This window comes from Streptomyces sp. NPDC012935 (assembly GCF_042900345.1).
In the GTDB taxonomy this organism is placed as follows: Bacteria; Actinomycetota; Actinomycetes; order Streptomycetales; family Streptomycetaceae; genus Streptomyces.
The window spans coordinates 1-1065 of sequence record NZ_JBIBBC010000122.1 but is presented as its reverse complement, the minus strand read 5'-3'; the positions used below and the strand labels follow the sequence as shown (position 1 = coordinate 1065).

Annotated in this window: 1 protein-coding gene; it reads right to left on the bottom strand. The window is 68.8% G+C overall.

Annotation, left to right across the window (positions count from 1 at the left end; all coding sequences use genetic code 11):
* Positions 1-22: 22 nt before the first annotated feature.
* Positions 23-613 carry an RNA polymerase sigma factor gene (locus tag ACFY5C_RS42010; protein ID WP_062669235.1) on the bottom strand — a complete coding sequence of 197 codons (591 nt, stop codon included), beginning with the start codon at positions 611-613 and terminating at the stop codon, positions 23-25.
* Between the last annotated feature and the right edge of the window lie 452 nt (positions 614-1065).

The following is a 1065-nucleotide window of genomic DNA, read 5'->3' as shown; positions in this document are numbered from 1 at the left end:
CCGGCCCGGGGGGTGTCGGCGTTCACGCGGACACCGCCTCGGTCGTCCAGCGCAGTTTGCGCAGGGCCCGGTAGGTGAGCGTCTTGACCGCGCCGACGCTGCGTCCCATGGCCAACGCGGTCTCCTGCGCGCTCAGTTCGTCCAGGAAGCGCAGCTCCAGGCAGTGCCGTTGGTGCGGGTTGAGCCGGTGCAGGGCGGTGTGGACGGTCTCCTGGGCCTCGACGGCGTCCAGTTCGCGCAGGACGAGGGCCTCCGTGCCGCGCTGGGCGTCCCGGGGGTCGTCGAACTCGGCGACGGGGGTCTCCCATCGCGTGCGGCCGCGCCCGAGTTCGTCGAGCCAGAGGTTCTTGGCGATCGTGGTGAGCCATCCGGCGAAGGCGGTGCCCTGCCAGTGGAAGGTGCCGATGCGGCGCAGGGCGCGGACGAACACCTCCTGGGTGAGGTCCTCGGCGAGATGCCTGTTGCGGGTGCGAACCAGGAGGAACGCGTAGACGGCGCGGTAGTGCTCGAAATACAGGGCGGCGAACGCCTCCCGGTCGCCGGCGCGGGCCCGGGCGACCAGTTCGGGCTCCGGACCGGCCGGTGCGGTGGTGACGTTGTCCGGATGGGACACGACGGCTTCTCCTCTGCAATACGCATGTAGATGTAGATTCCTTGGACGGACGCGCGCAGGCCACGACGGAAACCCGCGATCCCCTCCCAGGGCGTCTACAGTCTTCATGTAGATGCATATCGTGTCAAGAAGCCTACGGAGCGTGAGACTTGAGGGCGCGGACGGGGCGCACAGGAGCATCGGCACCCCCGGAACGCTCCGGCGTGCTCCCGAAGCACCTTCGCCGATCTGCGATCTACTTGCGCTTGTAGATATTGATGACCGATCCTCTGACTCGTGACGAACCAGCGGAGCCATCCCCCAGCCGATCCCGAAGCCGCCCGGCACGCCCAGCGCCGGGACGAGGATCTGGCGGCCCTGCTCGAACGCCTGCTGGCCCAGGTGCCGGACCGGACCCAGAAGGACCTGGCGGCGGAGTCCGGCATCTCGTACCCGACGCTCAACGCCTGGAT